General features: G+C 66.0%; 24 protein-coding genes. 14 read left to right on the top strand and 10 right to left on the bottom strand.

Annotation, left to right across the window (positions count from 1 at the left end; translation table 11 throughout):
- The 3 genes from H0X95_RS29275 to H0X95_RS29265 form a co-directional block, all read right to left on the bottom strand.
- On the bottom strand, positions 1-462 hold a 462-nt coding region (locus H0X95_RS29275; RefSeq protein WP_196446306.1), incomplete at its 3' end, for a hypothetical protein.
- An 82-nt stretch (positions 463-544) separates the two neighbouring features.
- Positions 545-748, bottom strand: a complete 204-nt coding sequence (locus H0X95_RS29270; RefSeq protein WP_006495769.1) for a hypothetical protein — start codon at positions 746-748, stop codon at positions 545-547.
- Between the two features lie 88 nt (positions 749-836).
- Positions 837-1160, bottom strand: coding sequence for a hypothetical protein (locus H0X95_RS29265; protein ID WP_006484612.1), 324 nt, complete (start codon positions 1158-1160; stop codon positions 837-839).
- Positions 1161-1301: 141 nt separating this feature from the next.
- On the opposite strand from H0X95_RS29265, the gene H0X95_RS29260 reads away from it, so the two are divergent.
- From H0X95_RS29260 to H0X95_RS29250, 3 genes are all read left to right on the top strand, one after another.
- Positions 1302-1451: a hypothetical protein gene (locus H0X95_RS29260; RefSeq protein WP_006484525.1), complete on the top strand. Its 150-nt coding sequence runs from the start codon at positions 1302-1304 to the stop codon at positions 1449-1451.
- Positions 1452-1748: 297 nt separating this feature from the next.
- A complete protein-coding gene (locus tag H0X95_RS29255) occupies positions 1749-2381 on the top strand; it encodes a LysE family translocator (RefSeq protein WP_006484586.1) in 633 nt (210 codons plus the stop codon).
- Positions 2382-2611: 230 nt separating this feature from the next.
- Entirely contained in the window at positions 2612-3655 is a 1044-nt protein-coding gene (locus H0X95_RS29250) for a T6SS immunity protein Tli4 family protein (RefSeq protein ID WP_059722333.1), read from the top strand.
- A gap of 91 nt (positions 3656-3746) precedes the next feature.
- Here the strand turns inward: H0X95_RS29250 and H0X95_RS29245 are convergent, their stop codons facing one another.
- Positions 3747-5375 carry an NADP-dependent glyceraldehyde-3-phosphate dehydrogenase gene (locus H0X95_RS29245; RefSeq protein ID WP_059722335.1) on the bottom strand — a complete coding sequence of 543 codons (1629 nt, stop codon included), beginning with the start codon at positions 5373-5375 and terminating at the stop codon, positions 3747-3749.
- Positions 5376-6180: 805 nt separating this feature from the next.
- Here H0X95_RS29245 and H0X95_RS29240 point away from each other — a divergent pair.
- Together H0X95_RS29240 and H0X95_RS29235 are read left to right on the top strand one after the other, a co-directional pair.
- The gene (locus H0X95_RS29240; protein WP_059722338.1) at positions 6181-8310 is read left to right on the top strand and encodes a TonB-dependent receptor; all 2130 of its coding nucleotides are present in this window, start codon (positions 6181-6183) and stop codon (positions 8308-8310) included.
- A gap of 87 nt (positions 8311-8397) precedes the next feature.
- Positions 8398-8859 (top strand): hypothetical protein, encoded by a 462-nt coding sequence (locus tag H0X95_RS29235; protein ID WP_059722704.1) that lies wholly within the window; start codon positions 8398-8400, stop codon positions 8857-8859.
- 19 nt (positions 8860-8878) lie between these two features.
- On the opposite strand, the gene H0X95_RS29230 is transcribed toward H0X95_RS29235, so the two are convergent.
- Entirely contained in the window at positions 8879-9826 is a 948-nt protein-coding gene (locus H0X95_RS29230; protein ID WP_006484618.1) for a LysR family transcriptional regulator, read from the bottom strand.
- Positions 9827-10052: 226 nt separating this feature from the next.
- Here H0X95_RS29230 and H0X95_RS29225 point away from each other — a divergent pair, with 226 nt between their 5' ends.
- The gene (locus H0X95_RS29225) at positions 10053-11081 is read left to right on the top strand and encodes a DUF1338 domain-containing protein (RefSeq protein ID WP_006495762.1); all 1029 of its coding nucleotides are present in this window, start codon (positions 10053-10055) and stop codon (positions 11079-11081) included.
- A gap of 239 nt (positions 11082-11320) precedes the next feature.
- Here the strand turns inward: H0X95_RS29225 and H0X95_RS29220 are convergent, their stop codons facing one another.
- From H0X95_RS29220 to H0X95_RS29210, 3 genes are all read right to left on the bottom strand, one after another.
- On the bottom strand, positions 11321-11518 hold the full coding sequence (locus H0X95_RS29220) for a CsbD family protein (RefSeq protein WP_006479804.1): 198 nt from the start codon (positions 11516-11518) through the stop codon (positions 11321-11323).
- Between the two features lie 53 nt (positions 11519-11571).
- Positions 11572-11922, bottom strand: coding sequence for a BON domain-containing protein (locus H0X95_RS29215; RefSeq protein ID WP_059722340.1), 351 nt, complete (start codon positions 11920-11922; stop codon positions 11572-11574).
- A 74-nt stretch (positions 11923-11996) separates the two neighbouring features.
- Positions 11997-12161, bottom strand: coding sequence for a hypothetical protein (locus H0X95_RS29210; RefSeq protein ID WP_006484627.1), 165 nt, complete (start codon positions 12159-12161; stop codon positions 11997-11999).
- 398 nt (positions 12162-12559) lie between these two features.
- Between H0X95_RS29210 and H0X95_RS29205 the strand changes: the two genes are divergently transcribed.
- From H0X95_RS29205 to H0X95_RS29185, 5 genes are all read left to right on the top strand, one after another.
- Positions 12560-14092: a helix-turn-helix transcriptional regulator gene (locus H0X95_RS29205; protein ID WP_059722341.1), complete on the top strand. Its 1533-nt coding sequence runs from the start codon at positions 12560-12562 to the stop codon at positions 14090-14092.
- Positions 14093-14235: 143 nt separating this feature from the next.
- Positions 14236-14427 carry a CsbD family protein gene (locus H0X95_RS29200; RefSeq protein ID WP_006495758.1) on the top strand — a complete coding sequence of 64 codons (192 nt, stop codon included), beginning with the start codon at positions 14236-14238 and terminating at the stop codon, positions 14425-14427.
- Between the two features lie 423 nt (positions 14428-14850).
- Positions 14851-16002, top strand: a complete 1152-nt coding sequence (locus tag H0X95_RS29195; RefSeq protein ID WP_006495757.1) for a branched-chain amino acid ABC transporter substrate-binding protein — start codon at positions 14851-14853, stop codon at positions 16000-16002.
- 165 nt (positions 16003-16167) lie between these two features.
- On the top strand, positions 16168-17340 hold the full coding sequence (locus H0X95_RS29190; RefSeq protein WP_006484555.1) for an NAD(P)/FAD-dependent oxidoreductase: 1173 nt from the start codon (positions 16168-16170) through the stop codon (positions 17338-17340).
- Positions 17341-17531: 191 nt separating this feature from the next.
- The gene (locus H0X95_RS29185) at positions 17532-17741 is read left to right on the top strand and encodes a hypothetical protein (protein WP_012493113.1); all 210 of its coding nucleotides are present in this window, start codon (positions 17532-17534) and stop codon (positions 17739-17741) included.
- Between the two features lie 166 nt (positions 17742-17907).
- Here the strand turns inward: H0X95_RS29185 and H0X95_RS29180 are convergent, their stop codons facing one another.
- Positions 17908-19089, bottom strand: a complete 1182-nt coding sequence (locus tag H0X95_RS29180) for a serine hydrolase domain-containing protein (protein ID WP_059722344.1) — start codon at positions 19087-19089, stop codon at positions 17908-17910.
- Positions 19090-19366: 277 nt separating this feature from the next.
- Here H0X95_RS29180 and H0X95_RS29175 point away from each other — a divergent pair, with 277 nt between their 5' ends.
- Together H0X95_RS29175 and H0X95_RS29170 are read left to right on the top strand one after the other, a co-directional pair.
- Positions 19367-20494, top strand: a complete 1128-nt coding sequence (locus tag H0X95_RS29175) for an aminotransferase class V-fold PLP-dependent enzyme (protein ID WP_059722345.1) — start codon at positions 19367-19369, stop codon at positions 20492-20494.
- A 96-nt stretch (positions 20495-20590) separates the two neighbouring features.
- Entirely contained in the window at positions 20591-21160 is a 570-nt protein-coding gene (locus H0X95_RS29170) for a YdeI/OmpD-associated family protein (RefSeq protein ID WP_059722347.1), read from the top strand.
- Positions 21161-21252: 92 nt separating this feature from the next.
- Here H0X95_RS29170 and H0X95_RS29165 read toward each other — a convergent pair whose 3' ends face one another.
- A complete protein-coding gene (locus H0X95_RS29165; RefSeq protein ID WP_006495751.1) occupies positions 21253-21828 on the bottom strand; it encodes a TetR/AcrR family transcriptional regulator in 576 nt (191 codons plus the stop codon).
- Between the two features lie 145 nt (positions 21829-21973).
- Here H0X95_RS29165 and H0X95_RS29160 point away from each other — a divergent pair, with 145 nt between their 5' ends.
- A complete protein-coding gene (locus tag H0X95_RS29160; RefSeq protein ID WP_059722349.1) occupies positions 21974-22666 on the top strand; it encodes a glutathione S-transferase in 693 nt (230 codons plus the stop codon).
- Positions 22667-22786: the final 120 nt, after the last annotated feature.

The following is a 22786-nucleotide window of genomic DNA, read 5'->3' as shown; positions in this document are numbered from 1 at the left end:
GGAGGGCGGGCGATCGTCGAATAGCGATCGCACGAAAGGAAGACTGTCGAAGTGAACGCGGAAGCGTCGGGGAACCGCCGCGGGAAACAGCAGCACCAGCAGCACGAACGATGCGAGCGCGGTGAACAGCGCGGCGCCGAATGCGCACAGGCTGTCGCCGTTACCGGAAGACGCCGCCTTGTCGGCGTGCGCGTCATGCTTCAGTGCATCGACGAGCGCCAGCGCGTCGTTGGCCGGCGTGATCGGCGCGCTCGCGTCGAAGCGGTCGGCCAGCGCGGCGGCGGTGACGATCAGCGGGCCCTGGCCTGAACACAGCACCACCGAGCCCGCATCCGGACCGTCCGGATCGAGCATCACGGCGCCCGACATCAGCGCGCGGGACAGCAGCGTCACGAGGAGGATTCCCCACAGCCACTGTCGCGCGACGCCTGGCCGGAGCAGGAAGCGGCGAAGTGCGTTCATGGCGCGCGATTGTACCTCCGTTTGCGTGGAGGGGCAGGCGGGCCGTGCGTGTGCGGGGTGGATCGAGGTGGGTCGGGTTGCGTCAGGCGGGACCGGAATCCACACCCGATTCGTCTTCTTCGGTTGCGTCGTCGGCTGGCAGACCGGGGAGGTCGGCCGGCGACAGTCGCCTCATCGCGCGTTCGGTGTCGTTCGGGTCGAGGTGTTTCCGTGCGTTGCGCCCGTATTGCTTCACGAAGAGGCCGGGATCGCCGGCCAGCCGGGATGTCCGGTTTCCGATGCGCATGCGGCGAGGTTATCCGGCATGCGAGCGCATCGCGGACGGCCGGCGCCGGCACGACGGCCGTGTGCGGCACGCGCTCCGTTGCGCCGGCTCACACCGGATACGCATCGTCGACCTTGAGGTTCGCGAGCCGGAACAGCGTGCGCAGCGTCTGCGGATGAATGTCGCGGTGCGCGGCGAGCGACGTCAGCATGAAATCGAGCACCTTCGCGTAGCGCAGCAGCACGAGGCAGCGCGCGAGATCGGGCGTGCGGCCGCGCATGTCTTCGGCGAGCGTGACCATTTGCGTCGACAGCGTGCGCGCCATCTCGAGTTCCATCTGCTGTTTCTCGGTCCAGTCGGGCAGCGGCTGTTCGAGCACCTTCGCGAGGAAGAGCTGGAACGACGTATCGGACGAATTGGGCTGCGCATCCATGAAGGGCCTCGTTGCGTGTGCACATCGTACGGGTGTAGCCATTGGGGCGCCCGCGGGTGAATTCATGTCCGCGCGCCAGCGCGGCTTCTGCCCGAACGGAATGCAGATTCCGTACCAGCGCCGCCGGACGATTGTTGAGCAATGTTGAGCCGCGCTCCCGCATCGGTCGGCGAGTCCCGCCGGGACTGGATCGGGCTGGCGATCGAGGAGGGCGTCTACGCGCGCACGGCGGGCGGCGTCGGGCGCCTGCAGCGGCGCGACGAGGTGAAATGCTTCACGGATGTAACGTAACGCAGGTATCCGGCACGTCGCGCGTTTCCGCCGGCGGACGGCCGGCACGGCGCGTGTCGCGCGGTTCGGCCACGCCCGCCGTGCGTCCGCCGACGGGACGCGGCCGCGGGAAACGCGTGCCGCTGGGTCGCGCGAACCGGCGGCGGACGCGCCGGTTGTTTCAAAACAGAGACGGTCCGGCGTGCGGCGATCGGTTGCATGACCACGCAACTGGCCCAGCGATCGGCCGCACAATTGTCCATGGGCAGACGGCGCGGGTTTGCCAACAATCTCCGAACCATCCCCGCGAGGTCCGCCATGAGCGTCCACACCTTCTTCTCGGCCAATCTGCTGCTCGCCTACACGGCCTATTTCATCGGCACGGCCAGCCCCGGGCCGAGCAATCTCGCGATCATGTCGGTCGCCGCGAACCAGGGTCGCAAGGCGGCGCTGGCGTTCGCGCTCGGCGTGATTTCAGGGTCGATGTTCTGGGCGACGGTGGCGGCGCTCGGCGTATCGGCCGCGCTGCTCGCATGGTCGAAGCTGCTGATCGCGATCAAGGTCTTCGGCGGGCTGTACCTGCTGTGGCTCGCGTTCAAGTCGGCGCGCACGGCGCTGGCGGGGCCGCCGGCGGCATCGGCGAACGCGGCGCGCGAGCAGCGGCTGTCGCGCTTCTACGTGCGCGGCGCGATGCTGCACCTGACCAATCCGAAGGCGATTCTCGTGTGGGTGTCGATCGTCGCGCTGTCGTCGAACGGCGCGGGCGGCGCGCACGGCGCCGTCGTGCCGGGCTGCCTCGCGATCGGCTGCGCGGTGTTCGGCGGCTATGCGTTGGTGTTTTCGATGGACGGTGCGCGCCGGCTGTACGTGCGCGGCCGGCGTGCGATGGAGGCGTGTCTGGCCGTCGTGTTCGGCGTGGCGGGGGTGCGGCTGCTGGTGACGAACGTGTGAGGTGTCGCGCGCCGGCTGCGCGGGCCGCGAGAGGCGGTCAGCCCGCGCAATCGTCGCGCCGGTGACGGCGTCGTGCGTGCCGTCGATACCGGCGTGGCCGACGTGCCGGTTGACGTGCCCGCATCGGGCCTCGCACCGCCCGCTGCTGCGCGACCCGTGCAACGGCGAGGGCCGCGTCTTTCCGGGTACAGTGTCGGGCAACCCATGAAGGATGCACGAGGTACCGGAAGATGCTGATGGTTCGTCTTTTGCGCTGGTTCGGTGTGCTGGCGGGACTGTGTGCCTGCACTTCGGTGTTTTCCGCCGATCCGGCGACAAGCAATCCGCTGCTGTCCAAAGTACGTCCGTGGTGTATCGGCCGCCTGGTGTTCGATCGGCCGGTTTCGAGCGAGATCTCGAGTCAGCGTTACGCGTACCGCGGGGAGCAACTGCTCACGACGCACGAGGTGCCGCCGGATGCCTACCAGGCCGCCATCGCCGCTCGCGAGCAGGTGATGCGTACCCGGCTGCGTGCGAATCCGGTCGAGATGGATCGGAAAACCCGTCACGCGTGGCTGGAAATGGCCTTTTCCCCCGTACCGGATTCGCGTGTTTTCGTCTTCAACGAGGCGGCGGCGAAATCCGTCACATTGCCGTTCGATACCGAAGGCTATCTGTACGCGAACCGCACGCTCGTCCGCACGACGGGCAGCATCGGCGCCGATGCGCTGGATCGTGTCGAGGGCGTCTATGACGACACGTTCCGGCGCATCCGGATGCGCGACAACTGGGTCGTACCGACCGAACCGGGCTTCTGCTTCGACGGCGGGATCGTGACCGGATCGTCCACCTACCCCGAAGAAGTCAGGCAATCGTTCGCGTTGATGCCGGGCCGACCGGCGCTGCTCGTGATCCAGTCGCGCAATGCCTTCGGCGACGATCGCGAGCAGCCGTTCAGCCGTACGCTGCCCGCGTTGCGCGCGAAATTCGATCGCCTGCCCGGAAGCCATCGTCTCCTGCGCGAGGGGAAACGGTCGATTGCCGGCATGGATGCCGAGGAAGTGCTGTTCGAGCTCCGGGACGGCGCCGTCACGGCTTATCGCTTCTACCTGCTCGCACCGGGCAATCCCGCCACGCTTGCGCAACCGCATACCGCGATCGAGATGCTGCTGGGCGTGGCCGGGCAGAGCGACTTGCCGCCGGCGCAGGCCACCTCGCCGGTCGATGAGGCGCGCGCGCTGCAGGCATGGGACACGCTGCTGAACGGCCTGCACGCGCGACCGGGCGCGATCTGACCGGCGGCGGTGATGCGGGCGACGCGGGCGATGCGTTCGACCGGACGCCCCGCCGCGCCATGCACGGCGGGGGCCCCGCATCGAAGCGGCTTCAGAAAATGAAGCCCGTATTGATGAACTTCGAGTGGTGATCCGACACGATCGAGTCGAGCAGCTGCTTGCTGCCGTCGGTCTGCTTCGCCGCGACCATCGAGCGGATCGAGAACGCGCGCAGCGCGTCGCTCACCGACAGCGTGCCCTCGGCCGAATCCTTGCGTCCGGCGAACGGGAACACGTCGGGCCCGCGCTGGCACTGACAGTTGATGTTCACGCGGCACACCTGGTTCACGAGCGGATCGACGAGCGCGCCGATCTGCGCCGGATCGGAACCGAAGATGCTGACCTGCTGGCCGTGCTCCGACGTCGTCACGTAGTCGAGCGCGGTTTCCACGTCGTCGAACGGCGCGACCGGAATGATCGGCCCGAACTGCTCCTCGCGGTACAGCTTCATTCCTTCGGACACCGGATACACGACGGCCGGGTAGAACAGCGTCTTGCTGAATTCGCCGCCCTGATGGTTGACGACCTGCGCGCCCTTCGCCCTCGCGTCGTCGATCGCGTCCGTCATGTACGCGGTGCGATGCATGCCGGGCAGCGGGGTGATGCTGACGCCTTTTTCCCACGGCATGCCGATCTTCAGCTGTTCGAGCGCGGCGGTGAAGCGCTTCAGGAATTCGTCGACGATCGAGCGATGCACGAGCAGCATCTTCAGCGCGGTACAGCGCTGGCCGTTGAACGACAGCGCGCCGAGCAGGCACTCCTTCACGGTGAGGTCGAGATCGGCGTCGGGCAGCACGATCGCCGCGTTCTTCGCATCGAGACCGAGGATTGCGCGCAGCCGGTGCGACTTCGGGTGCTGCTTCTTCAGGTGATCGGCGACCTTGCTCGAGCCGATCAGCGCGAGCACGTTGATCTTGCCCGATGCGAGCATGTGCGGCACGACCACCGCGCCCGGCGCGTAGATCGTGTTGATCACGCCCTTCGGGAACGCGTCGCGGAACGCTTCCAGCAGCGGCTCGAACAGCAGCGTGCCGTACTGCGGCGGCTTGAACACCACGGTGTTGCCCATCAGCAGCGCGGGGATCAGCGTCGCGAACGTTTCGTTCAGCGGATAGTTGTACGGGCCCATGCACAGCACGACGCCGAGCGGCGTGCGGCGGATCTGGCCGATCGTGCCCTCCGCGATCACGAAGCGCGAGTTCGCGTTGTCGAGCTCCTTCAGCGCGTCGATCGTCTGCGTCATGTACGTGACGGTGCGGTCGAATTCCTTCTGCGAATCGGCAAGGCTCTTGCCGATCTCCCACATGATCAGGTTCACGACGCGTTCGCGCTGCGCGACCATCCGCTTGATGAAATCCTGCATGCACGCGATGCGCTGCTCGACCTTCATCGTCGGCCATTCGCCGCGGCCGGCGTCGTACGCGCGTACCGCGGCGTCGAGCGCCGCGTCGCTTTCCGTTTCGCCCATCACCGGATAGCTGCCGATCTCGACCTGCTCGACGCTGCCGTCCGGCTGCCGCACGCACACGGGCGACAGCACGGTCTTGGTCGCGCCGTCCCACGGTCGCAATTCGCCGTCGACGAGCGACACGCGCTGGTGAATCGGCGAAGCCAGCCGGAATTCGGCGGGGATGTCCTGTAAGGCGGGAAAGAGGTGCTGCAGGGAGGCGGAATCGGGCATGACGGTCTCGTTTGACGGGGGTGTCCGGGAAGGACGGGCGATGCGAATCCTGAGCTGAATGATCCTCGATCCTGAATCGGCATCATGACCTGCACGCGACGGCGCGTCACGCGGGAATGTGGCCGATTCAGCGAATGGAACCAGTTCCATTAAAAAGGAACGCCGTCACGAATGCAACAATGACCGAATCGCGGCAGCGGCATCGTAAGTATTTCGAAAGACTGTTTCCGAATCGCCGGTATAACGGCCTGGGTGCAACCGCAAACGTTTTACTTCGGCCGAATTGAGCGGATAATGGCGCAGCGCGGTGAGGAAAAAAATGCAGTGAACCTGAGAGCAGACGTAGTGAAGAATAGAAGTCGGTCCGCCGCGCTGCCGATACGAGGTCGGCTGCCCGGAGCGCCGGGTCGGGGTTGCCCGGTCCGGCGCGCACCGGACCGTTGAATCCGTCCCGCCAGTCCCGCCAGCTTGGCCGATCCTTCGTGATCCTCTCCAGCTTCTCCGCCGTCGTATCCCGAATCCGCCTTTTACCGATCGTCGCCGCATGACGCGATCGATCCGATGCTTTCGTTTTTATTACGATTCGAGCCGCCCAATCGCTTGAAACAGAAAGGAATTCGTCAGGAATGCAGAGCGCGTCGCGTATTCACGTTGTGGCCAGGCGACACGTTGAAAATTAATTAAAAACACGAATCATTCTCGTTTATTATTTCGCCGCATTACGAGCCGTGACGGGATGTCACGGCTTTTTTCGTGCCGCTTGCGCTGGCCGTTCGCCGTTTTCTTCACCACCTCTACGTTTACGATGAAACTCCACACGAGCGCGTGCCATGCGCTTCTGATCGCCACGTCGCTGGCCGGCGCCCGCACTTCGTTTGCGCAGGCGAGCGATGCCGCGGCGACCCTGCCCGCGATTTCCGTCAACGCGGCCGCCGAGCATGCGTCGTACGACGGCGGCCATTCGCGCGCGGCGACCAAGACCGACATGTCGCTGATGGACGTGCCGCAAACCGTGAACGTCGTGCCGCACGCGGTGATCGAGGATCAGAACGCGACGTCGCTGCAGGATGCGCTGCGCAACGTGCCGGGCGTCGGCTTCTCGGTCGGCGACGGCCAGCGCGACCAGATCACGATCCGCGGCTTCAACAGCATCACGGACCAGTACGTCGACGGCATTCGCGACGACGCGCTGTACTACCGCGACCTGTCGAACGTCGATCGCGTCGAGGTGCTGAAGGGGCCGGCGGCCGTGCTGTACGGGCGCGGCTCGGCGGGCGGCATCGTGAATCGCGTGCTGAAGCGGCCGCAGGCGAACCCGGTGAACGACGTGGGCGTGACGCTCGGCACGCGCGGCGAGCGGCGCGGCGAGTTCGATCTCGGCTGGAACCCGAACGACGCGGCGCGCTTTCGCATCACCGGCGCGGCCGAGAATTCGAACAGCTTCCGCGACCGGTTCCAGCTCAACCGGCAGGCGATCGCGCCGTCCGCGCAGTTCAAGCTCGACCGCGACACGGTGCTGAACGTCGAATTCGACTACCTGCACGACCGCCGCACGTCCGATCAGGGGTTGCCCGCGTATCGCGGCCGGCCGGTCGACGTGCCGATCAACACGTACTACGGGTCGGCCGACGGCGGGAACAGTTCGTACAACGACATCTCCGCGAAAAGCGCGACGGTGTCGCTCGATCACCGCTTCAACGATTCGCTGTCGTTCCACGGCGCGATCCGTGCGTACGACTTCTCGCTCGAGCGGAAGAACTACGTGACGTACGAGCCGATCAAGACCGCCGCGCACCCGGTCGTCACGCTCGATCAGTCGACGCGCCAGCGCACCGATCACGGCATCGACGGGCTGTTCGAACTCACGCAGAAGACCTCGCTGTTCGGCATGCGTCACGAGCTGCTGTACGGGCTGGAGCTGTCGCAGCAGCAGAAGTTCGACACGATCTACAGCGTGACGAAGGTCGCGACCTACGATCTGTTCAATCCGCAGCCGGTCGTCCTGCCCGGCGTGCCGGGCGGCACGCGTGCGAAGACGAACGCGTCGACCGTCGTCGGGCTCGCGGGCGTCTATGCGCAGGACCTGATCTCGCTGACCGAACACTGGAAGGTGCTCGCCGGCCTGCGCTTCGATTACCTGAACCAGATCCGCCACGACTACACGTCGTCGAACGTCAACCTCGACCGCACCGATCATGCATGGAGCCCGCGCGTCGGCCTGATCTACGAACCGCTCGACTGGCTCACGCTGTACGGGTCGTTCAGCCAGTCGTTCTCGCCGCTGGCCGACACGCTGATCAGTTCCGGCGCGTTCTCGAACGGCGCCGCGCTCGCGCCGCAGAAGACCACCGCGTATGAAGTGGGCTCGCGCTTCGACCTCGGCGGCAAGGCGACGGCCAGCGTCGCGCTGTTCGACATGCGCCAGACCAACCAGCAGATCGGCGACCCGGCGAATCCCGGCTATGCGCTGCCGATCGGCACGCAACACGTGCGCGGGATGGAACTCGGCTTCACCGGCGAGATCGCGCCGAAGTGGTCGGTGTATGCGGGTTACGCGTACCTGAACGGCACGGTGGACGGGTCCGCGCAATCGACGGCGGCCGGCCTGACGGTGTCGAGCAACACGCCGGGGCTGATGCCGCGCCACAGCGCGAACCTGTGGCTCAAGCGCGAGCTGCCGTACGGCTTCTATGCGGCGGCCGGCATGCAGTTCCAGTCCGCGCGCTATACGTCGGCGAGCGATCTCGTCACGCTGCCATCGTTCACGGTGTTCAACCTGGGCGCCGGCTATCGCAGCAAGAAGGTCGACGTGACGCTTACGCTCGACAACCTGTTCGATCGACGCTACTTCATCGCCGCGCACGGCAACGCGGACCTGTACAACATGCCCGGCGATCCGCGTACGCTGACCGCCACGGTGAAGTGGCACATGTAACGCACGCGGTGCGCGACAATGCGGGTCTTCGTCACGACGACCTGCACCCGACTGCCCATGAGCCGCCACGCGCTTGATGCGTCCAGCATGACCGCCCGCGCCCGCGCGCTGCTTTTATCGTTGCTGGCGTGCGGCCCGGTCGCTGCCGGCGCGCAGACCATTCCCGCGGATGCCGAGCCGGGTTGCCATGCCGTGCATGTCGACCGGACGATCACGCTGTCGGGGCGTTACGCGCTCGACTACGGCGACGAATCGATCGGGCCGGACGTGGGGTTCGTAGAGGACGACGCGTCGGCGCGGCACTTGCCTGATCGCTCGCAGCGCGCAGGCGTGATCGTTTTCACGAACCAGCCCGACGCGCGGCGCCGGCTGCGGCTGCCCGCCGCGCAGCCGCGCGGCGTGTGCCGGTTCGACGGGCGCGCGACGCTCGTGATCCGCGATCTGGAGACCGCGTGCCCGGGGCTGGAAACGCCCGATCGTGCGCGGCTGGTGAAGGTCGTGTCAGCCGACGCGCCGACGCGGCACGCATGCGGCGCCACCGCGCGGTGACGCCGGCGCGGCAGCGCCGTTACTCGACGTCTTCGTCATCCTCTTCATCGGCGTCTCGCGCGTCGCGTTCCGGCGCCGCATACGCGCTCGCCTGTTCGAGCAGCCAGCCGCGGAACGATTCCAGCGGCTTGCTGTGGCTGAACTCCGTCGGATACACGAGGTAGTACGCCGAATCGCCGACGGTTGCCGCATCGCACGGCACGACGAGCCCGAGTTGCTGCAACTGTTCCTCGACGAAAAACTTCGGCACGAGCGCGACGCCGAGCCCGGCCGCGGCCGCGCTGATCAGCATCGTATGCAGCTCGTAGCGCACGCCCTGCATCGTGCGGATGTCCTCGACGCCGTGCGTCTCGAACCACTGCGCCCACGCGCCGGGGCGCGTCGTCGAGTGCAGCAGCGGGTACGCGAGCAGATCCTCGACGCGCTCGACCGGCCCGTTCAGCAGCGCGGGCGAGCAAATCGGCACGACTTCCTCGCCGAACAGATAGTCGGACGACGTGCCGGGCCAGGTCGGCTTGCCGTAGTGGATCGCGGCTTCGAAGTGCGTGTCCTCGAACGAGAACAGGTCGGTGCGGCTGCCCATGTTCACGCGCACGTCGGGCGTGCGGTCGTAGAAGCTCTTGATGCGCGGGATCAGCCAGTGCGACGCGAAGGTCGGCAGCACCGCGAGTTCCAGGTAGCCGCCGCCGCTGCCGTGCGCGATGATCGACAGCGTGTCGCGGTCGAGCGCTTCCAGCGCGCGCCGCACCTGCGTGCCGTACAGTTTGCCGGCGCGCGTCAGCACGACGCGCTGCTTCACGCGCGCGAACAGCCGCACGCCGAGGCTCGCCTCCAGCGTCGCGATCTGCCGCGACACCGCGCTTTCGGTCAGGAACAGCTCCTTGGCCGCGTGCGTGAAGCTCTCGTGGCGGGCGGCGGCTTCGAAAGCCACGAGCGCGCCCATGTTGGGGATCTTGAATTTGCGCATGATGCTCGATTCATCTGACGAACGGACCCGCACGCCGCTGGGGTGAAGCGCCCGCGACGAGCGGCTGATAATTCCAAAAACTCATCACATATCAATTTAATCTCGCTTTACGCCCCGCTGCAACCCTTTGAATAATGCTTCCCGTGCAAGGTCAGGCGCCCGCGGGGCGGCCGGCCGACGAGTTGCCGGCACGTTTGCCGGCGGGTCCCCCGAGACGAGAATCCTGATGCGCAATCCGAATATCGACAGCTTGCTGACGAAGCTGCTGGGACAGGCGAAGACCGACGCCCTGTTCTCGACCCTGAACATGCCGGCCATCCTCGAAGAATGGGAAGACGGCGTCGTGACGCGCGCGGAAATCGCGCAGGCGATGAACATGGCGCTGTTCGAAGGGCTGCTCGAGCGTTCGGCGAACGGCCGCGCGTACACGGCCGAGGCGATCGAAAACGGCGGCTCGGTCTATTTCGATCACGGCGCGCTGCGCACGGTGCGCTGGCCGCACACGGGCGCGCTGCCGCCGGGCGAGGCGGCGTTCACGCGCATCCTGCGTCCGCTCGGCTTCCGCCTGAACGGCCGTTACCCGCTCGACAAGCTCGGCATGACGGGCCGCGCGTATGCGCATGAAGACGCGCCGGACGAAATCGCACAGTTTTTCGTCAGCGAACTGCATCCGGAGCGCTTCTCGAAGGAATTCCAGCAGGCGGTGACGAACGTCGTCAGTTCGTCGCGCGACCCGCTGTCGCCGGCGGCCGTCGCGCTGCTGTGGGAAGTCGAGCGCGAAGGCTGGCTGTCGCTCGAAGCCGCGCACGCGCTGCTGCCGGAAATCGTCGGCGCGTTCGCGCGCCAGCACGATGTGCCGAACGAGCTCGACTACGAAACGCTGCTGATGGAATCGGCGGAGATGGCGTGGATCGCGACCGAAGGCAATGCGTTCAACCATGCGACCGACCGCGTCGCCGACGTGTTCAAGCTGTCCGACGACGAGAAGGCGAAGGGCCGGCCGATGAAGCCGGAGGTCGAGCGCTCGCGCTCGGGCCGCGTGTTCCAGACGGCCTATCGCGCGGATACCGTCGAGCGCGAATTCCGCACCCGCGACGGCGGCACGGTCAAGCGCAACGTGCCGGGGTCGTTCTACGAATTCATCACGCGCAAGCGCACGTTCGACCAGGCGGCGCGGCGCTGGGTGACCGACCTGCGTTTCGACGCGGGCAATGCGCAGGGCATCTTCAAGATGACGGCGAACGCGGCGAAGTAAGCACGGCGCGTCACGTATCGCGTGCACAAGCAGAAGGGCCGGCGGCTGATTTCAGCCGTCGGCCCGTTTTCATTGACGGGGCGTCGCGTGCGTCAGAAGAGGTGCGTGACCAGAAAAAACAGCACCAGCAGCCCGATCGGTACGCCGAGCAGCCATGCGATCAGATATTTGCCCATGTCGTTGTCCTCCGCGTGGCCGCGACGCGGTGCGCGTCGCGGCGGGGTGAGACGACTGGCGCGTTACAGCTCGCGGTCGAATTCCTTCAACTGCTTCTCGGCTTCGTCGCGGGCGATCCCGTAACGCTCCTGGATCTTGCCGGCCAGATAATCGCGATTGCCTTCCGCGACCTGGAGGTCGTCGTCGGTCAGCTTGCCCCACTTGGCCTTCAGCTTGCCGGTGAGCTGCTTCCACTGGCCCTTGATCTTGTCTTCGTTCATGGTGTGCTCCTTTCGTAAGGGGAGAAAAGTGCGGCGCTCGGCCGCGGGGTAGCTCAGGCCTTCGCCTTCAGGCCGGATGCGTCGACGTGCTTCACGCCCTTGATCGCGCGCGTCACGGCGATGGCCTTCTTCACGGCGACCTTCGTCGGCAGCACGCCCGTGAGCGTGACGACGCCGTCGACCGTCTTCACGCTGATGTCGGTGCTCTTCACGCCGTCGGTGGTTGCGAGCTCACCTTTCACCTTGGTCGTGATCCACGTGTCGGTGACCGGCTGATTCGATTCGCTCGCCATGCCGCTGTCGGCCGACGAGGCCTGGGCGTGCGCGTTCGTGAGCGGGGCGGCGGACAGCAGGAAGGCCGCGCTGACGGCGAGCAGGGTCGAAAGGTGCGAGGTCTTGTTCATTGATGTTCTCCTTCGATTGGCGGGTTGAATCAATCAGTCGGTGAGCACGGCGCGTTCCCGTGCGTTCGTGTGCCTCAGCGGGCGATCGGCGTGTCGTAGCCGGGCTCGCGCGGCGGCATGTCCGGGCGCGGCACGTCGGGCGGCAGCGGTACCGGCGGGTCGGTGCCGGGCGCCGGCTCGGGCGGATTGTCCGGGGCCGGTTCGGGCCGCGTCGGATCGGGTGTCTGATGCAATTTCATCCGGGTGTCCTCCCTCTGCGGTATGAAAGGGCAGCGCATGAGCGCCGATGCAGTACCAGCGTACCGACGCGAACGCGAGCGGACATCGCGCAAATTCACCGGATCGGTTAGTGCGTTTGCACCGGGGGACGGAACAGACCGGCGGGACGGGTACGTGCACCACGACCCGGGCAACGCGGCGCGACAGGCGCGCCGGCCGCACCGCACCATTTGGCGGGGCACCGCACGATCACGGGCGGCATGCGAATGTACTATTCGAGATAGTGCATTCGCGCGTGTCGCGCCGTTGCGCGGCACGCGATCATCGCCGCACGCGCCGGCCGGGGCATGCCGTTGCAACGGGCGCCTGGCCGGCGCTCGGGTTGACCGCTCATGTTGACGACAGGGACAACGATTCGATGAACGAACAAGTAGACGAACAGGCGCTCAAGTCGCATACCGACCGGCGCCAGCTGCACCAGATCATCGCGGGACTCACCGAGGGCGTGATCCTGATCGAGCCGGACCAGCGGATCGTCTGGGCGAACGAGGCCGCGCTCGCGATGCATGGCGTGACCGAGCTGAAGGCGCTCGGCGCGGACGTCACCGAATACCGCGAGCGATTCCGGCTGCGCTACCGGAACAACCATCCGGTGCGCGACGGCCACTATCCGATGGATCGCGTGATCGCCGGAGAGGAGTTCAGCGACGTGACGGTCGAAGTCGAATCGGCCGCCGACGCGTCGGTGAGCTGGGTGCACCGCATCCGCAGCCTGGTGCTGACGAACGCGGCCGGCGAACCCGACTGCCTCGCGCTCGTGCTGCACGACGCGACCGAATGGGCGAGCGCCGAGGAGCGCTTCGAGCGCACCTTCAACGCGAACCCGGCGCCGGCCGTGATCTGCCGGCTCGACGACTTGCGCTACGTGAAGGTCAACCAGGGCTTTCTCGACATGACGGGCCACGCGCGCGACGACGTGCTCGGCCGCTCGGTGTACGAGATCGACGTGCTCGAACAGGCCGAACGGCGCGAGCTCGCGATCGAGCGGCTCGGCGAAGGCGCGACGATTCCGCAGATGGAGGCCGTGCTCAAGCTTGCCGACGGCAGCACCAAGGCGGTGGTCGTCGCCGGACAGCCGATCGACATGAACGGCGAGGCGTGCATGCTGTTCACGTTCATGGATCTCGAGCCGCGCAAGCAGGCCGAGCGCGCGCTGATGCAAAGCGAGGAACGCTTCGCGACGGCCTTCCGGATGGCGCCGGTCGCGATGGCGATCGTCACGGCCGACCGTTTCGAGCTGCTCGACGTGAACGATGGGTTTGCCGCGATGACGGGCCATGCGCAGGCCGACCTCCTTGGTAAATCCGCGGACGAGATCGGGCTGTGGGCCGAACGCGGTGCGTGGTCGCGCATCGAAGGCCGGCTCGCCGACGACGGCCACGTGCGCAACGTGGACGTGCAGATCCGCACGCGCGACGGCGACGTGCGCGATTGCGTCGTGTCGGCCGACCCCGTCGCGATTCACGGACGCGACTGCCTGCTCGTCGCGCTGCTCGACATCAGCGACCGCAAGCGCACGGAGATGGAGCTCGTCTACGCGATCGAGACCGCGATGCAGGATGCGTCGTGGTTCAGCCGTACGCTGATCGAGAAGCTCGCGAACGTGCGGCGCGCGAATGCGCCGGATGCGGGCGCGCAGCTGTCCGACCTGACCGCGCGCGAGCGCGACGTGTTCGACCTGCTGTGCCACGGCCTGGCCGACAAGGAGATCGCCGGCCGCCTCGGGCTCGCGCCGAACACCGTGCGCAATCACGTCGCGACGATCTACGCGAAGCTCGACGTGCACAGCCGCGGCGAGGCGATTGTGTGGGCGCGCGAGCGCGGGATCGTCGGCACGGCCGAACCGAACGGCGCGCGCGGCGACAAGGGCGGCGCGAAGGGCAAGGACTGACCGCGGCGGTACGAATGCACCATGCCGATTGGTGCATCCGCATCTGCCGCCCGCGGCGTCCGATTGCGATCCTGTCCACTCGGCGGTGCGGCGCAGGGGCGCGGCGTCGCCGGCTCTCCCCCAAACCATCGCAGGAGATGACCATGGACAGGAATCGCATCGAAGGCAAGCTCAAACAGGTCAAGGGTTCGGTCAAGGAAGCACTCGGCAAGGTGACGGGCGACCGCGAGACCGAAGCGGAAGGCCTGGCCGAACAGCAGGCCGGCAAGCTTCAGGAGAAGGCCGGCGAGGCGGCCGATGCGGTGCGCAAGCATACGGGCACCGATCGCCACTGAACGATGACGCGGCGCCCGCCACGGGCGTCGCGAAGGCCGGCCGGGCCGGCGTCGCAGCGATGATGCGTGGCCGGCATGACCACGGCCGGCCTTTCTCCACGGGCGCGGCCGCCATTTCCTGCACGAGCACTCCATCCACGGCCCCCGTCGTACGGGCCGCGGATCGGCCATGAACCCGGAACTTGATGACAAATCCTCACAACGTAGTTCCGATATTTCGTTTGCTGCACGGGTATTGGCTACCCACAATCCATTCACCTCTTTCGCGATGAAAGGTTCTTCGGAGACGGAACCGCGGTGATCGGCCGGCCGGTCGGACGCATGCAATGCGCCCCGGGCAGTGCAAGCAGTCACCGGCGCGCAGGAGGTTGCCGACGCGCGTCATTCGCGCGTTGCATCCCGACCCTCAGAAGAAGGACTGCCATGACGTTCCGCATTCGTTCGCTTTCCGGCGCTGCACTGACCGCCGCGCTTCTCGCGTTCCAGACGGGCGCGGCCCATGCGCAGGAGACGATCGTCAAGGTCGGCGTGGCGGGCCCGCTGACCGGCGGCGGCGCCGCCTACGGCAAGGACATCGAGAACGGCGTGCGCATGGCGGTCGACGAAGCGAATGCCGCGCGCACGACGGTCGGCGGCAAGCCGGTGAAATTCGTGATCGCGTCGCAGGACGACCAGAGCGATCCGCGCACCGGCGTGCAGGCCGCGCAGCAGCTCGCCGACGCGCAGGTCGCCGTCGTGATCGGCCACTTCAATTCGGGCACGACGCTGCCCGCGTCGAAGATCTACGCGAAGGCCGGCATTCCGATGATCACGCCGTCGGCGACCAATCCCGACATCACGCGCGCCGGGCTCGACACCGTGTATCGCGTGATCGCGACCGACACGCAGAACGCCGGCAACGCCGGTGCGTATGCGGCGAGCGTGACGAAGGCGAAGCGCATCGCGATCATCGACGATCGCACCGCGTTCGGCCAGGGCGAAGCCGACGAATTCGAGAAGTCGGTGAAGGCGAACGGCGGCACGATCGTCGCGCGCGAATTCACGAACGACAAGGCCGTCGACTTCAGCGCGCAGCTCACGAAGATCAAGAGCACCAATGCCGATCTCGTGTTCTTCGGCGGCCTCGACGCACAGGCCGCGATGCTCGTGAAGCGCATGCGCCAGCTCGGCATCCGCGCGCAGTTCCTCGCGGGCGGCGGCGTGATGAACGCGAACTTCATCCGGCTGGCCGGCAATGCGGCCGAGGGCGCGTCGGTGTGGGAATACGGGCAGCCGCTGTCGCGTCTCGCGAAGGGCAAGCTGTTCGAAACGAAATTCAAGCAGAAGTACGGCGTCGACATGCTCGCGTATGCGCCGTTCGCGTACGACGCGACGTGGATCGCGATCAATGCGATGCAGAAGGCGAACTCGACCAAGCCGGCCGATTTCAACGGCGCGCTGAAGGGCACGCGCTACGACGGCATCACGGGCACGATCGCGTTCACGAACACGGGCGACCTGAAGAACCCGAGCTCGACGCTGTATGAAGTGAAGAACGCCGCGTGGCAGCCCGTCACGACCAAGTCGGCGGACTGAATGCAACCCGCGTGAGCGGGCTTTCGCGGCGATGCCGGACGTGCTGAAATAGCCGGAGCGATCGCCCACGAAGGCTGCCCGCGCGACGCCGCGCGAGTCGCGGCACGAACCACCCAACGGGCGCGGCCGGCTGGCTGCGCCTTTTACGTGTAACCGGAGTCAGTCGTGAGTTCTCAAGTCGTCATCGTCGGCGGTGGTGTGATCGGCAGCTCGATCGCGTATTTCCTGCGCGCCACCGATCCCACGGTCGCCGTGACCGTCATCGAACGCGATCCTACCTATGCAAGATCGTCGTCGGCGCTGTCGGCCGCGTCGATTCGCCAGCAGTTTTCCACGCCGCTGTCGATCGAGATGTCGCTGTTCGGCATCGAGTTCCTGCGCACGATCGGCGAGCGGCTCGAAGTGGACGGCAACCGGCCGTCGATCGATCTGCACGAAGGCGGCTACCTGTTCCTCGCGACGCCGGCCGGCGACGCGACGCTGCGCGAGAACCATGCGCTGCAGACCAGCCTCGGCGCGGATATCCGGCTGATGGACGGCGACGCGCTGCGCGCGAAGTTTCCGTGGCTGAACGTCGACGATCTCGTGTCGGGTGCGTACGGCGTGAGCGGCGAAGGCTGGTTCGACGGCTACGGGCTCGTGCAGGCGCTGCGCAAGAAGGCGCAGGCGCTCGGCGCGCGCTACGTGCCGGCCGACGTGAAGGACGTGGTGCGCGATGGTCGCAAGATTACGCATGTCGTGACGGACGACGGCGAGCGCTACGCGTGCGACACGCTCGTCAACGCGGCCGGCGCATGGACGCGCACGCTGTCGTCGATGATGGGCATCGACATTCCGGTGTTTGCACGGCGTCGCAGCATCTTCAACGTATCGTCGCCAGCGAAGCTTGCCGATTGCCCGCTGCTGATCGATCCGACCGGCGTGTATTTCCGGCCGGAAGGGCGCACGTATATCTGCGGCACGTCGCCGAGCCCCGATCGCGACCCGGACGACCTGCCGCTCGACGAAGTCGACCACGACCTGTTCGACGACGTGATCTGGCCGACGCTCGCGCATCGCGTACCGGAATTCGAGGCGCTGCGCGTCGAGAATTGCTGGTCCGGTTACTACGAGTACAACGTGTTCGATCACAACGCGATCATCGGCTACCACCCGGAACTCGACAACGTCGTGTTCGCGAACGGCTACAGCGGCCACGGGCTGCAGCAGGGGCCCGCGACGGGGCGCGGCGTCAGCGAACTCATTCTGGGCGGGCGTTACGACACGCTCGACCTGTCGTCGCTCGGCTGGGCGCGCGTGCTCGAAAACCGGCCGATCGTCGAAAAGAACGTCGTGTAGCGCGGCGTGACCGCCCGGTATGGGGTGGGCGGGATTCTCCTAGTGTCTCAAACCCGTTGGCCCGACTTTCGTCGGGCCTTTTTTTGTCGTCGGCGGGCTGATCCGTACCCGATGTCGTCGATGTCGGAATGTGGCAACATCGCGGAGGTTCTTACACACTGACTGTCTACTTGAGCAACGGGGGCGCTGGAATGAGCGACATCGCCATCGATATACCGTGGCCGGTCATGATGCTGATTTTGGGCATCAGCTATTGGCCGTTGTGGCTGCTTGTCGGTGCCGGGTTGATGTATTTCGGTATGACGCGTCTGCGCGGGATCGGGCGTATTGCCTGTATCGTCGCCGCGGTCTTGTTCATCGCTTATACCGGCTTGGGCTTGTACGTGATCCTTGCCAGGTAGGGGAAACGTCCGTGACGGCGTGCGACAACGATGCGGTCAGCCGGAATTGGCGTTGCGTCGATTCAGGGCGCTCGCCGCACGTTATTCGCCATGCCGGGCGCGAGGAAGTGGCCGAGCCGCATGGAACGAGACTGGCCCGGTTTTGCCGGGCCTTTTCCATTCCGCGCTACCGCACGCCATAAATCGCATCGCGCAGATCGAGCGTGTACTGCCCGTTCATCCCTTCGTAGAGCGTGTTCGACAGCGACACGACGGTGAGCCCGCGTGCGCGGTCGACGAACCACGAATGACCGTAGACGCCGCCCCAGCGCCACGTGCCGACGGATTCCGGCGACGCGGCCGCCTGCGGGTCGTGCAGCACCGAGAAGCCGATTCCGAAGCCCGCGCCGGGCAGGTCCGGCAATTCCAGATCGCCGGTCTGTACGCGGCCCATCTCGTCGACCAGCTCGGCGGGCAGGATCGCGCCGCCGCCCGCGCGCAACGTGTCCAGCACCGTCAGCACGTCGCCGGCGGTGCCGACCATCCCGGCGCCGCCCGACGGGAACGCGTGTGCATCCAGCGCACGCGACGGCGAGTACGTGACGCCGACGAACCCTTCGACGATGGGTACCGTCTCGTTCTCGGCGAGCCGGTGCGGCTGCGGCGTGTCGTTGACGTACGGCGTCGCGAGCCGCGCGGGATCGCGTGCGACGAACGCCGTGTCGTGCACGCCGAGCGGGCGCAGCACGAGCGCATCGATCGCATCGGGGAGCGGCACGCCGCAGACGGCCTCGATCAGCGCGCCGACGACGTCGATCGACAGCGAGTAGTTCCAGCTGGTGCCGGGCGCGAACAGCAGCGGCACGCTCGCGATCCGGCGCAGGTTGTCGGCGAGCGTGATCGATGCGGCATCGAGCCCATCGGAGACGCCCGCACGCGCATACGGGCCGTTCGCGTCGGTTTCGTTGAAGCGATAGTCGAGGCCGGCGGTATGCACGAGCAGCTGGCGCACCGTGATCGTCGGCACGCGGCCGTCGGGCAGCGCCGGACGGAATTCGGGCAGCCAGCGCGTGACGTCGTCGTCGAGCGACAGCTTGCGTTGCGCGACGAGCGCCATCGCGGCCGCCGAGACGATCGGCTTCGTCACCGACGCGAGCCGGAACAGCGTGTCCTCGCGCATCGGCGTACGCGATTCGCGGTCCGCGAAGCCGGCCGCGCGGCGATAGACGAGTTCGCCGTCGCGGGCGACGAGGACGACCGCGCCGACGAGGCGCTGCGTGTCGAGCTGGCGGGACAGGACCGCGTCGATGCGCTCGGCGAGCGCGCGATCGGTTGACGACTGCAGTGACGATGCGGGAGAGGAGGTCATCGAAAATTCCGTCGTGAAGGGCCTGGTCGACATGTTATGGGACGCGCGCCGCACGCGTCGTTAACCCTTACATGGAACGGGGCGATGTGCGCGGCAGGGGCCGGCGTCGACGAATACCGGGCCCCGCAGCAGACAAAATATGCCCCAATCGACCGGCGCCGTTCGTTAGAATCTGCTTTCGTCGAGGAAATGACGCATTTGCATGGGTGCAGAGCAGTATCGAATCGAAGACGCTGCTTGTCCTGATTTCATCGTTCATCTTTCACCGGAGGCGAGCATGCCAGGTTTACTTCCCGATGTTGACCGCGAGGGGCTCCTCGAATATTCGGTGGTGTACACCGATCGCTCCGTCAACCATATGTCGCAGCGCTTCCAGGGCGTCATGCGCGACATCTCCGCCACGCTGAAAAACGTCTACAACGCGAAGTCGGTCGCGATCGTTCCGGGCAGCGGGACGTTCGGCATGGAGGCCGTGGCGCGGCAGTTCGCGACGAACAGGAAGTGCCTCGTCATCCGCAACGGCTGGTTCAGCTTCCGCTGGTCGCAGATTTTCGACATGGGCGGCATTCCGTCCGAGACGACGGTGCTGAAGGCGCGTCCGGTCGAAGCGGGCAGGCAGGCCGCCTATGCGCCGGCGCCGATCGACGAAGTGGTCGCCGCGATCAACGAGCACAAGCCCGATCTCGTGTTCGCGCCGCACGTCGAAACCGCGTCCGGCATGATGCTGCCCGATGCGTACCTGCGCGCGGTGGCCGATGCCGTGCATGCGGTCGGCGGCATGTTCGTGCTGGATTGCATCGCGTCGGGCACCGTGTGGGTCGACATGCAGGCGAGCGGCGTCGATATCCTGATCAGCGCGCCGCAAAAGGGCTGGAGCGCGTCGCCGTGTTGCGCGATGGTCATGTTGAGCCCGCTCGCGCGGGAACGCATCGATTCGACGACGAGCACCAGCTTCGCGTGCGATCTGCGCAAGTGGCTGCAGATCATGGAAGCGTACGAGGGCGGCGGGTTCGCGTACCACGCGACGATGCCCACGGACAGCCTCACGACGCTGCGCGACGTGATGAAGGAAACCGAGGCATATGGCTTCGACAAGGTGAAGGCGGAACAGCTCGAACTCGGCGAGCGCGTTCGTGCCGTGCTGACCCAGAAGGGATTCAGAAGCGTGGCCGCGAAGGGGTTCGAGGCGCCGGGTGTCGTGGTCAGCTACACGGACGATGACGGTATTCGCACCGGGCAGAAATTCGCCGATGTCGGTTTGCAGATCGCGGCGGGCGTGCCGTTGCAATGCGACGAGCCGGCGGACTTCAAGACGTTCCGGCTCGGGTTGTTCGGTCTCGACAAGCTGCATGACATCGATGGGGCGGTGAAGCGGTTTGCCGATGCGTTGAACCGGATTGTTTGACGCGGTTTTTCGCCATGGCGTGTTGCGGTGGCTGCCGCTCATTGGTTGAGCGGCGGCTTTCGAGTCGTTGAAAACGCAACCATTCAGGATCGTGTCATGACCGATTGTGCGCTGACGTTCGCCAGTCAGGCCGAATGGGAAAACTGGTTGGGGCAAAACGGCGGCACGTCGACCGGAGCATGGCTGCGGCTCGCGAAAAAAGGCGCGGAGCAGCGAACCGTCACCTACGAACAGGCGGTTGAGAGCGCCCTCTGCCACGGCTGGATCGATGGCCAAAAGAAGGCCGAGAGCGAGCAGTATTGGTTGCAGCGCTTTAGCCCGCGTTCCGCGAAAAGCATCTGGTCAAAAATCAACAAGGACAAGGCCGAAGCGTTGATCGCCGCAGGCAGGATGCAGCCGTCTGGCCTGTCCGAGATCGACAGGGCCAGGAAGGACGGCCGCTGGGAGGCGGCCTATACGTCGGCCAGCAACTCGACCGTGCCGGACGACTTGCAGGCGGCGCTGGACGCCAATCCGAAAGCCGCGAAGTTTTTTGCAACGCTGAACAGCCGTAATCGCTATGCGATCCTGTTCCGGATACAGAGCGCCAAGAAGCCGGAAACGCGGGCGCGCAAAATCGCGGAATTCATCGACATGCTGAAGCGGGGCGAGACTTTTCATCCGTAGAGAGCGGGCTTCTGACGGCGTGGAGCGCCCGATTGATCATCACCCGTTCGCGAACGTTCGACGTCGCCCGAAGCCGCGTCGCCGCTGCACGGCTACGCGGGCAAAAGGCCTGCCTTACGATAACTGTCGATCAGCGCGTCGTAGAGCGAGAGATCGGCACGGCTGCGCGCGATGAGCTGAGCGCCGGCGATGGCGGCGAAGATGGCCCGCGCCCGCTGTTTGCTCTCCCGAGCGCCGACCACTGCCGCCGCGGACAGCACCTTGCTCAACCACGCCACGTTCACGTCGGCGAAGGCCAGCACTTCCTTCATCACGACTTCCGGCAGGTCGTCGGTTTCGGCGGCCATGAAGCTGCACAGGCACAGGCGGTTGCCGGTCTCGAGCGCCTTGCGAAAGGTACCCGGATAGCGACGCAGGCAATCCAGCGGATCGCGCGATCGGGCCAGCATGTCGTCCAGCGCCGCCGCTGAATCTTCCCGATAACGCCTCGCTACCGCCGCGCCGAGATCGGCCTTGCTTTCAAAATGGTGGTAGATGCTCGCGGCCTTGATCCCCACCTCGTTGGCGAGATCCCGATAGTTCAAGCCGCCGTAACCGTGCGTCTGCGCGAGCCGCGTGGCGGCTGCCAGAATTCTTTCTCTCGAGTTCGAGCTCGCGTCGTTCGTCACTGCGTCAGTCTCCGCGCACGGGAAATGGTGTTGACACTCCGGATTGTACCTTATATGGTTAACCTAACAAACGTTAGGTAGATTCGCGGGCGACGTGTGTTCATGTCGTCCGATCCAGTGCAAACGACCATGGAGCGCGCCTGCAATGACTTCCCGTACCGCCAATTTCGACGTAGCCCGACTGCCCGTGATGAAGGTCTACGATTTCCCGACCGGGCCCTATCCGACCCGCGTGCGCATCGCGCTGGCCGAAAAGGGGCTGCAATCGCGCGTCGAGTTCGTGATGGTCGATCTTTACAAGGGCGAGCATAAAAAGCCCGAGTTCATCGCCGGCAAGAATTATTCGGGTACGTTGCCGGTGCTGGAACTCGACGACGGAACCTGTATCGCCGAGTGCACGGCCATTACCGAATACCTCGACGCACTCGATGGCGCGCCCACGCTCACCGGCAGCACGCCTCGCGAAAAGGGCATCATTCACATGATGAGCAAACGCGCCGAGCTGGAGCTGCTCGACGCCGTCAGCGTCTATTTCCATCACGGCACGCCGGGGCTCGGCCCCGACGTCGAGACGTATCAAAACCCGGAGTGGGGGTTCCGCCAGCGCGACAAGGCGCTGAGGGGCATGCGCTACTTCGATGCCGTTCTGCAAAGCCGGCCGTATGTCGCGGGTGCGACGTTCTCGATGGCCGACATCACCGTCATCGGCGGTCTGATCTTTGCGATGCTCGTGAAGCTGCCGGTGCCTGAGGAGTGCGAAGCGCTTCGCGCCTGGTACGCGCGCATGCGGGAGCGCGAGAGCGTCAGGAGCCAGCCGGTGTTCGCCGCCTTGACCTGAGCCGCTGTGGATGCGCGGCGACGTGTGTGAGAGCGCATGGGAAAGCCAGTGCATTGCGCGATCGGAGAGCGGCTTCGGTCACCGCTATTCCCGTATCATCTGTCCGGTTCGCCAGGACCG

The organism is Burkholderia sp. 9779_493, assembly GCF_015712215.1.
GTDB classification, from domain to species: domain Bacteria; phylum Pseudomonadota; class Gammaproteobacteria; order Burkholderiales; family Burkholderiaceae; genus Burkholderia; species Burkholderia cenocepacia.
This window is presented reverse-complemented; position numbering and strand designations above follow the sequence as displayed.

Coding starts and splice junctions, on each gene's coding strand:
- H0X95_RS29270 (WP_006495769.1), bottom strand. CDS start 748: ATGCGCATCGGAAACCGGACATCCCGGCTGGCCGGCGATCCCGGCCTC.
- H0X95_RS29265 (WP_006484612.1), bottom strand. CDS start 1,160: ATGGATGCGCAGCCCAATTCGTCCGATACGTCGTTCCAGCTCTTCCTC.
- H0X95_RS29260 (WP_006484525.1), top strand. CDS start 1,302: ATGTTGAGCCGCGCTCCCGCATCGGTCGGCGAGTCCCGCCGGGACTGG.
- H0X95_RS29255 (WP_006484586.1), top strand. CDS start 1,749: ATGAGCGTCCACACCTTCTTCTCGGCCAATCTGCTGCTCGCCTACACG.
- H0X95_RS29250 (WP_059722333.1), top strand. CDS start 2,612: ATGCTGATGGTTCGTCTTTTGCGCTGGTTCGGTGTGCTGGCGGGACTG.
- H0X95_RS29245 (WP_059722335.1), bottom strand. CDS start 5,375: ATGCCCGATTCCGCCTCCCTGCAGCACCTCTTTCCCGCCTTACAGGAC.
- H0X95_RS29240 (WP_059722338.1), top strand. CDS start 6,181: ATGAAACTCCACACGAGCGCGTGCCATGCGCTTCTGATCGCCACGTCG.
- H0X95_RS29235 (WP_059722704.1), top strand. CDS start 8,398: ATGACCGCCCGCGCCCGCGCGCTGCTTTTATCGTTGCTGGCGTGCGGC.
- H0X95_RS29230 (WP_006484618.1), bottom strand. CDS start 9,826: ATGCGCAAATTCAAGATCCCCAACATGGGCGCGCTCGTGGCTTTCGAA.
- H0X95_RS29225 (WP_006495762.1), top strand. CDS start 10,053: ATGCGCAATCCGAATATCGACAGCTTGCTGACGAAGCTGCTGGGACAG.
- H0X95_RS29220 (WP_006479804.1), bottom strand. CDS start 11,518: ATGAACGAAGACAAGATCAAGGGCCAGTGGAAGCAGCTCACCGGCAAG.
- H0X95_RS29215 (WP_059722340.1), bottom strand. CDS start 11,922: ATGAACAAGACCTCGCACCTTTCGACCCTGCTCGCCGTCAGCGCGGCC.
- H0X95_RS29210 (WP_006484627.1), bottom strand. CDS start 12,161: ATGAAATTGCATCAGACACCCGATCCGACGCGGCCCGAACCGGCCCCG.
- H0X95_RS29205 (WP_059722341.1), top strand. CDS start 12,560: ATGAACGAACAAGTAGACGAACAGGCGCTCAAGTCGCATACCGACCGG.
- H0X95_RS29200 (WP_006495758.1), top strand. CDS start 14,236: ATGGACAGGAATCGCATCGAAGGCAAGCTCAAACAGGTCAAGGGTTCG.
- H0X95_RS29195 (WP_006495757.1), top strand. CDS start 14,851: ATGACGTTCCGCATTCGTTCGCTTTCCGGCGCTGCACTGACCGCCGCG.
- H0X95_RS29185 (WP_012493113.1), top strand. CDS start 17,532: ATGAGCGACATCGCCATCGATATACCGTGGCCGGTCATGATGCTGATT.
- H0X95_RS29180 (WP_059722344.1), bottom strand. CDS start 19,089: ATGACCTCCTCTCCCGCATCGTCACTGCAGTCGTCAACCGATCGCGCG.
- H0X95_RS29175 (WP_059722345.1), top strand. CDS start 19,367: ATGCCAGGTTTACTTCCCGATGTTGACCGCGAGGGGCTCCTCGAATAT.
- H0X95_RS29170 (WP_059722347.1), top strand. CDS start 20,591: ATGACCGATTGTGCGCTGACGTTCGCCAGTCAGGCCGAATGGGAAAAC.
- H0X95_RS29160 (WP_059722349.1), top strand. CDS start 21,974: ATGACTTCCCGTACCGCCAATTTCGACGTAGCCCGACTGCCCGTGATG.